Genomic DNA, 7,308 nt, shown 5'->3' on the forward strand with positions numbered 1-7,308 from the left:
CTGCCACCTTTTTTTCCGGAGTACGACTCTGGCGTTCACCCGAGAATGCCACCCCGATAGCAGCGATGAAGCGAAGGGGGTAGGGCGCTTCGATCAGTTGCATATGACGTCATTATGGAATGGTCGAGCTGGGTAGGAAACCGACTGGCAGTTAATTACGGTGTGATACTGGATGGCCTTCATCAGGCGCGACACGGTGCATCGGGCGATCTCGAAATCCTCGCGCTTTATCTTTCGCCAGCTTTTGCGAACGCCGTAGACGCCGAAGTTCTCGTTGAAGACGCGTCTGACCTCTGCGGAGAGCGTCTCAACCTTCTTCTCACGATCCGATAAGCGTTGTGGATCGGCCTTCTTGGCGGCGTGTTCGCGATAGGTCGACGGAGCGATCGGTAGAACCCTGCAGATCGGCTCGACCCCGTAGACGCTGTGATGGTCGTTGATGAAGGTGACGTGCTTCCCGAAATTCGGACCGTTCTGAGCTGGAATTTTCCAATTATGATCCCGGGATCGGGACGAGGAGAATTCCATGAAGAAGTCGAAGTTTACCGAGGCGCAGATCGCGTTCGTCTTGAAGCAGGCTGACGAAGGAACAGCCGTCGCGGATGTTTGCCGGAAAGCGGGAATATCCGAAGCGACATTCTACAACTGGCGCAAGCGCTACGGCGGGATGATGCCTACGGAGGTGAAGAAGCTGCGGCAGCTTGAAGAAGAGAATACGAAGCTGAAGCGGCTGGTCGCGGACCTCTCGCTGGACAAGGCGATGTTGCAGGATGTGCTGTCAAAAAAGCTTTGAAGCCTGCTCGTCGTCGCCAGTTGGTGAACGAGGTCCGGGAGAGCTGGAAGGTGTCCGCCAGACGAACCTGTTTCGCTCTGAAGGTCGGTCGTTCCCTCTACGCCTACAAGGCTCGGCGCGACGATCAGGCTGCCCTGAAGAAGCGGATCAAGGAGATCACCGAGACGCGCGTAAGATACGGCTACCGTCGTGTCCACGTGCTGCTGCGGCGTGAGGGATGGGCTGTGAACCCAAAGCGAATCTACAGACTTTACAAGGAGATGGACCTTCAACTGCGCAACAAGGTCCCGAAGCGGCGCGTGAAGGCCCGGCTTCGTGACGACCCCACGGTGGCAACCTGTGTGAACCAGACCTGGGCCATGGATTTTGTCCACGACCAGCTTGCCACCGGTCGCAAACTCCGCATCCTGACGGTCGTCGACACCTTCTCCCGCTTCTCCCAGGTGATCAATCCCCGGTTCAGCTATCGAGGCGAAGACGTTGTCCAGGCGCTGGAACGGATCTGTTCCGAAGTCGGCTATCCCAAAGCGATCCAGGTCGATCAAGGCTCGGAGTTTATCTCCCGCGACCTCGACCTCTGGGCCTATCAGAAGGACGTCATTCTCGACTTCTCACGACCGGGAAAGCCGACCGACAACGCGTTCATCGAGTCCTTCAACGGCAAATTCCGCGTCGAATGCCTGAACCTGCATTGGTTCATGAGCCTTGACGATGCCCGCGCGAAGATGGAGGCTTGGCGTAGAGACTACAACGAGGTCCGACCTCACAGCGCGATCGGCCATAGGACGCCGATCGAGCTGATGAAATGCTCAGGCGACGCGGTGTCAGCCTGAGCTACAACCCCCGGAAATTCTCCAGCCGGGCGGACCAAAAACGGGGAGCACCTCAATGGTTCAAAAACCATACTTCATTGAGGACCACTTTCGTGGGGGCAGGCCAAATACGCCGACGCCTTGCGCTGGATCTCGTTGGCCTGACGCAGCTCGCGGCGAAGCTTGGCCAGTTCTTCCTTTTCTTCACTCGTCGGACCGGCGCGCAGGCCGTCGTCGCGCTCGGCCTGTCGTGCCCAGTTGCGAAGCGCCTCGCCCGGACAACCGATCGTCGAGACATCGACTGGATCACCCCTCACTGCAATCCGTGCTCGCTGCGGTGATCCAAAACCATCCGAACCGCACGCTCGCGAATTTCGGGACTATAAGGAGATGTACTCTTCGTCAGGGCTCCGATCTCTCGAGAGTTGGAGCCTCCGAGAAAGTCGGGGCGGTTCAAGGACTTCGGGATCGATACCGGTGTAAACGATTATCCGGCGTCCGCCGGTCAGGACGATCTCCACGCGTGAAGGCGTCACGGGATCCGGCTTTGGCAGCTCCGCTGGCGCGGAAATCAAAGCCGGGACGAACGTCGGACGATCCATCGAGTCTTTCGAAACCGACGGCTGACCTCGAAACATCCGCCGCCACGTCGCCTGTTGAGATCGTGCGGTACTATAGCGAAGTGCCGTCGCCGAAACCAGCCGCGGGCCTGACATGCTCTCGATGACAATCTTCGGCTTCTCTTCGCCGCTCCAGCGAGGCCGCCGTTCGGGCTTAACAATCTCAAGCCGCTCGAACGCTCTGTGCGTATTCCTATCCAGACGCACAGTTCTCTGGCTCCGCCGAAGGCATACGAAAGGCCGACCGGCCTGATAGTCACAACGGCGATCATCGAATTGTTCGGGCGAGTAGGAATGACGGCGTCATCTTGGTCCTGATACATCCGTATCCGCGACATTGCAGAAGATGGCGTAAAGGCAGTCCATGATGGCGCGAACCTCGCCATCGGCAAGACGGTAGTGGATGGCCTGTCGATTACGGCGTGTTTCGACAGCGCCTCCGACGCGAAGCTTGGCGAGATGCTGCGACAGGGCCGACTGGCTGAGGCCGACCGCAGCGGCGAGCGTACCGACCTGCATCTCGCTTTTCGCCAGAAGGCAGAGAATGCGCAGCCTCGCCGGATTGGCGATCAGCGCGAGGATCGCGGCTACTTCCTCGGAACGCCTTTCGAGCTTCTCAATATCATCACTTGCTAATTTAGACATACATCATATGTAGCGCTTGATCGACTGATCGACAATGCATCCGCGGAGGCAGTCATGCTGACCCGACACAGTCCCTCGACCGGCTCGGGCTCACCCGACATATGGGGGTTCTACGAAGAGGACACAGGTTCGATCCAGTATCTCGTGGCCGACCCGCAAACGAGAAAGGGCGTTCTGATCGACGTCGTCCAGAACTTCGACCCGGCGGAGGCGCGAACGAGTTTCGAGAGCGCCGACGAGATCGTGGAATTCGCCGAACGGGAGAAAATCGAGATCGTCCGTATCCTTGATACCCATCCCCATGCCGATCACCTGATGGCGTCAGCTTATCTGAGAAAGAGGCTGAGCGTTCCGAACGCGATCGGCCGGAAGGTGTTGGAGATCGCCGATCTCTGGCGCGACCTTTATCACCTTCCCGACGCCTTTAAGCCGGCCAGCGACTTCGACGATCTCTTCGAGGACGGTGCGAACTTCGAGATTGGCGATCTCCAGGCACGCGTGATCCTCTCGCCCGGTCATACGCTGGGCTCGATCACCTATGTCATCGGCGATGCAGCATTCGTGCACGACACGCTGATGTATCCGGACATGGGGTCGAGCCGAGCGGATTTTCCTGGCGGTGACGCGGGCATGCTCTGGGAATCGATCCAGACCATCCTCTCGCTTCCGCCCGAAACGCGCCTGTTCGTCGGCCATGACTACGGAACCGACGAGCGCGAGGAGATCCAGTGGGAAGCGACGGTCGCTGAGCACAGAAGAGACAACAGCCACCTGCGTGACGGGATCACGAAAGATGAATTCGTCCGCACCCGGAACGAACGCGATGAAACCCTGTCGCTCCCGGACCGAATGCTGCACGCGCTGCAGATTAATCTAAGGGCTGGAAAACTGCCGCCTGCGGAGGCCGACGGCCACGTCTATCTGAAGATCCCGGTCAACCGGCTTTGAAGGAAGCATCAATGAACAAGACCATGAAGGACTTCGTAGCGGAGTCACGTCAGAAGACGCAGGGTTCCGTCGAAGCCGCGAACGCCGACGGCCTCGTTCTCGACGTCCGCGAGGCTCACGAACTCGACGAGGACGGTCGCGTGCCGGATGCGGTTCACGTTCCGAGGGGATTTCTGGAAGCGAAGGCCGACGTGACCAACGAGGGCGGCGAAAAGGCGCTCCATGCCGCCCATTCCAGCGGCCGACCGGTTCATGTCCTCTGTGCGTCCGGCGCACGTGCGAGCCTCGCGGCCGCGACGCTCGACGAGATGGGTTATATCGCCCAGCCGATCGAAGGCGGACTTGAGGGCTGGCGCGAAGCGGGACGGCCCGTCGAGGGCGGAAAGGCAGGTTCGGAATGATGGACGATCGCATGGGCGCCTGGATGCCCTTCGGCATGGGCCTCTGGGGGATCCTCTGGATCATTCTCGTCGTCCTCGCGATCGCGGCGTTGGTCAAATTCCTTCGCCGCCGCCGCTGATGGGTGCCTGACGGCGGTTCAGAAAATGTCGTTCGCCGCCTGCACCTCCCTGACGTAGGCGACGATGTCCCGGACCTGCCGGGGCGTGATGCCCTCGACCGGGGGCATGTTTCCGAACTGCCAGTGATGGGCGCGCGCGCCCTGCGTCGCCTCAATGAGGAAGGCCTGGTCGCCGTGATGGTTCGGCTCGTAGATCCGGTGGATCAGCGGCGGCCCCTGCTCGCTCTCGGCGGTGTTCTCGACATGACAGGCGGCGCAGTTCTCCTCGAAGAGATCCTCACCGTAGGCGGCTTGCGCGTAATTACCCACCCCCTTGTCAGGGGATCGGTCCTCTGAATCCATGGTAAGATGGACCGAGATGATTTGCGGCGGCTTTCGAAGGACGAACTGATCGATCTGGTGCTCCGGCTGCAGCGCCCGGCAAAGACGTCGCGGACGTCGTCGAAACCGCCCTCTCTCGACCGGAAAGAGCGGCGCGAGAAGGCGAAACCGGGCGGCGCGAAGCACGGCTACGAGGGCAAAGCGCGGGTAATGACTGATCGGTTCGATCGGCTTTTCGAGCATCGTCCCGGCGTATGCCCTTGTTGCCAGGCAGCTCTCTTAGCCGATCTTTCCGGTGAGCCCATCAGTGAGCACGAGACCGTCGAACTTCCCGAAGTCCGGCCCGTCGTTGAGGGCATCATCGGCTGGCTGTCGTCTGTCCATCCTGTGGCGAGCGAGTTGTCGCACCGATCCCGGAAGCGGCGAAAGGCACACCGTTCGGACCGCGGCTGCAGCCGGTTGCGACTTATCTGAAGACCTTCCAGGCGTTGTATTAGCAGCGGCTTCAAGCCGCGTTCGCCTATCTTTTCGGGCTCACGATCAGCCAGGGCAGTCTGATGAACATGCTCAAGCGCTCCCAGGATGCCTTCGCGCCGCAGCGGGATGAGGCGATCATCGCGCTTCGTCATGCCGACGTCGTCGCCTCCGACAAGACCGGCGTTCGGATCGAGGGTTGCAACGCCTATTCCTGGGTCTTCGTCTCGGACGACGCGGTCGTTCACCGCGCTGCCATGACCCGGGGCGCGATCGTCGCAAAGGATCTCATGGCCGGTCACCGCCCGAAGGTCTGGTGTTCGGATCGATATTCGGCCCAGCAAGGTCACGGCCGGTCGCACCAGACCCGCCTTGCCCATCTTGCCCGTGACGCCGCCTATGCCGTCAAGGCGAGTGACGATTTCTTACCGGTTCGCTTGAAGCTTTGGCTCAAACAGGCGTTCGCCCTGTCGCATCAGATCACCGAGGTGGCCGCCTCGACCATTGCTGCCAAGAGGAAGACGCTGGAGCGAAGTCTCACCGACATTCTGACGACGCCGACGGCGTGCGATCTGTCGGCGGCGCTTCAGCAAAAGGTCGCCAACGCCCGCGATCAGCTTCTGACCTTCACCGACCATCCCGGCAAGGTCGCACCGACGAACAATGCTTGCGAGTGCGCACTCAGACCCGCTGTCATCCAGCGCAAGTTCACGAACGGCTACCGATCGAAGTGGGCCGCGGACGGCGAGGCCGAAATCCGAACCGTCGTCGACACCGCGAAGCTGGCAATGAAAGCCAATCCCTTCGCGACGATCCTGGCCACCGTCAGCGCGTAATCAATGGGGTGGGTAATTACGCTTGCGCCGATAGTTCAGGGACGGTCACGTCGTCGATGTGGTCGGCGGCTGCATCGCCGGGTGACGTCGCCCGCCAGATCAGGAACGCCCCGACGGCGACGGCGCCGATGGCTGCGGCGAGTGTTGTCTTGCTGATGTTCATCTCTGCTCTGCTCAGGCCACTTCGAACCATGTCATCATGCCGGAGGCCGAGTGCTCCAGCATGTGGCAGTGAAGCAGCCATTTGCCCGGATTGTCGGCAACGAAGGCAATTTCGATGGTCTCGTCGGGCACCGTCAGCGTGGTGTCACGCATGGCGACATCGCCCGTCGGCTCGCCATTGCGCGTCAGGACCCGGAAATGATGGCCGTGCACGTGCATCGCATGGGGCCAGCCGGTCTCGTTGCGGATCGTGATGACGGCCGTCTGGCCCTTCGCGAAGCGGGCAAGCGGTTTGCCCCTGTCGTCGGCGACGCCGTTGAAGGCCCAGACATAGCCCTTGCCGACGAGAGAGCGGGTGTCCATCATCCGGCCCTTGTGCATGGCTCCGGCCATCCCACCCATCGCACCGCCCTCCATCAGGAGTTCGGCCCGAACGGCGTCGGAAAGGTCGTCCGGCAGGGACGGACCCGACCGCGGCAGGCCGATGGCTTCGGGGAAAGAGGCGCGCACCGGCTCGCCCGTAACCGCGAATTCCGCGATCTCGAACGGGCCGCCATTGGTATGGAGAACCAGCGTTTTCGGCGTTTCGTCGTCGAGGATGTCGACGAGGAGGTCGGTTCGCTGGGCAGGCGCCAGCCAGACCGGCTCATTCTCCTCGACGAGCGGCACCGGCATACCGTCGAGGGCGAGGCGCCATGTACGCGTTCCCGGCAGTCCCAGTTCCATGATCCGCGCATTGGCGGCGTTGATCAGCCGCACGCGGATACGCTCGTTGGGCCTCACCTCGATCCGCGGCTTGGAACGGCCGTTCACGGTGACGAAGTTGCCGAGACGCCCGCCATGGCTCCAGTCCATCATCTGGCCAAAGCTGTCGTCGATCGAGCCGTCCTCGGCGAGGCGCCAGTCGTCGACGAGAAGAACGAGGTCTCGGTCGGCACCCTCCCAGGGCTCGGCTTCCTCAACGATCAGCGCGCCGTGCAGGCCGCGGGCGTTCTGCTCCCAGGAGCGGTCGTGCGAATGATACCAGTAGGTGCCGGGATCGGGCGCCTCGAAGTCGTAGACGAAGCGGCCGCCGGGCGCGATCGCCTCCTGCGTGAGGCCCGGCACGCCGTCCATCGCGTTGTCAATGCGGATGCCGTGCCAGTGGACGCTGGTCGGCTGGTCGAGGCCATCTCGA

General features: G+C 61.5%; 9 protein-coding genes and 2 pseudogenes. 5 read left to right on the forward strand and 6 right to left on the reverse strand.

Translation table 11 applies throughout. The features are described from left to right. Positions 1-93: 93 nt before the first annotated feature. The gene (locus FP2506_RS19620) at positions 94-528 is read right to left on the reverse strand and encodes an IS3 family transposase (RefSeq protein ID WP_007068986.1); all 435 of its coding nucleotides are present in this window, start codon (positions 526-528) and stop codon (positions 94-96) included. Here FP2506_RS19620 and FP2506_RS17685 point away from each other — a divergent pair. Then, positions 527-1,626 (forward strand): IS3 family transposase gene (locus FP2506_RS17685; protein WP_425277096.1). Its coding sequence is split into 2 segments (ribosomal slippage): positions 527-788 and positions 788-1,626, totalling 1,101 coding nucleotides; the frame shifts between segments, so codons are not numbered across the junction. The genes FP2506_RS19620 and FP2506_RS17685 overlap by 2 nt on opposite strands. Before the next feature lie 80 nt (positions 1,627-1,706). Here the strand turns inward: FP2506_RS17685 and FP2506_RS17690 are convergent. Both FP2506_RS17690 and FP2506_RS17700 read right to left on the reverse strand, forming a co-directional pair. Further along, positions 1,707-2,011: pseudogene (locus tag FP2506_RS17690) on the reverse strand (transposase); the annotation flags it as partial. 517 nt (positions 2,012-2,528) lie between these two features. Further along, positions 2,529-2,870 carry an ArsR/SmtB family transcription factor gene (locus tag FP2506_RS17700; protein WP_007068991.1) on the reverse strand — a complete coding sequence of 114 codons (342 nt, stop codon included), beginning with the start codon at positions 2,868-2,870 and terminating at the stop codon, positions 2,529-2,531. A 54-nt stretch (positions 2,871-2,924) separates the two neighbouring features. Here FP2506_RS17700 and FP2506_RS17705 point away from each other — a divergent pair, with 54 nt between their 5' ends. From FP2506_RS17705 to FP2506_RS19420, 3 genes are read left to right on the forward strand one after another with little or no spacing between them, the layout of a single operon-like run. Beyond that, positions 2,925-3,818 carry an MBL fold metallo-hydrolase gene (locus tag FP2506_RS17705; protein WP_007068992.1) on the forward strand — a complete coding sequence of 298 codons (894 nt, stop codon included), beginning with the start codon at positions 2,925-2,927 and terminating at the stop codon, positions 3,816-3,818. Positions 3,819-3,829: 11 nt separating this feature from the next. Further along, positions 3,830-4,219: a rhodanese-like domain-containing protein gene (locus FP2506_RS17710; RefSeq protein ID WP_007068993.1), complete on the forward strand. Its 390-nt coding sequence runs from the start codon at positions 3,830-3,832 to the stop codon at positions 4,217-4,219. Further along, positions 4,216-4,338 (forward strand): hypothetical protein, encoded by a 123-nt coding sequence (locus FP2506_RS19420; protein ID WP_274533413.1) that lies wholly within the window; start codon positions 4,216-4,218, stop codon positions 4,336-4,338. Before FP2506_RS17710 ends, FP2506_RS19420 begins: the two co-directional genes overlap by 4 nt. 18 nt (positions 4,339-4,356) lie before the next feature. On the opposite strand, the gene FP2506_RS17715 is transcribed toward FP2506_RS19420, so the two are convergent. Then, positions 4,357-4,845, reverse strand: a complete 489-nt coding sequence (locus FP2506_RS17715) for a c-type cytochrome (protein ID WP_425277097.1) — start codon at positions 4,843-4,845, stop codon at positions 4,357-4,359. On the opposite strand from FP2506_RS17715, the pseudogene tnpC reads away from it, so the two are divergent. After that, positions 4,738-5,969 (forward strand): annotated as a pseudogene (tnpC, locus tag FP2506_RS18605) (IS66 family transposase). The gene FP2506_RS17715 and the pseudogene tnpC sit on opposite strands and share 108 nt — an antisense overlap. Before the next feature lie 16 nt (positions 5,970-5,985). Here tnpC and FP2506_RS17725 read toward each other — a convergent pair. Together FP2506_RS17725 and FP2506_RS17730 are read right to left on the reverse strand one after the other, a co-directional pair. Beyond that, positions 5,986-6,132, reverse strand: coding sequence for a hypothetical protein (locus FP2506_RS17725; RefSeq protein ID WP_007068998.1), 147 nt, complete (start codon positions 6,130-6,132; stop codon positions 5,986-5,988). Between the two features lie 11 nt (positions 6,133-6,143). After that, on the reverse strand, positions 6,144-7,308 hold a 1,165-nt coding region (locus FP2506_RS17730), incomplete at its 5' end, for a multicopper oxidase family protein (protein WP_007068999.1).

It is taken from the genome of Fulvimarina pelagi HTCC2506, assembly GCF_000153705.1.
Lineage (GTDB): Bacteria > Pseudomonadota > Alphaproteobacteria > Rhizobiales > Rhizobiaceae > Fulvimarina > Fulvimarina pelagi.

Coding starts and splice junctions, on each gene's coding strand:
- FP2506_RS19620 (WP_007068986.1), bottom strand. CDS start 528: ATGGAATTCTCCTCGTCCCGATCCCGGGATCATAATTGGAAAATTCCA.
- FP2506_RS17700 (WP_007068991.1), bottom strand. CDS start 2,870: ATGTCTAAATTAGCAAGTGATGATATTGAGAAGCTCGAAAGGCGTTCC.
- FP2506_RS17705 (WP_007068992.1), top strand. CDS start 2,925: ATGCTGACCCGACACAGTCCCTCGACCGGCTCGGGCTCACCCGACATA.
- FP2506_RS17710 (WP_007068993.1), top strand. CDS start 3,830: ATGAACAAGACCATGAAGGACTTCGTAGCGGAGTCACGTCAGAAGACG.
- FP2506_RS19420 (WP_274533413.1), top strand. CDS start 4,216: ATGATGGACGATCGCATGGGCGCCTGGATGCCCTTCGGCATGGGCCTC.
- FP2506_RS17725 (WP_007068998.1), bottom strand. CDS start 6,132: ATGAACATCAGCAAGACAACACTCGCCGCAGCCATCGGCGCCGTCGCC.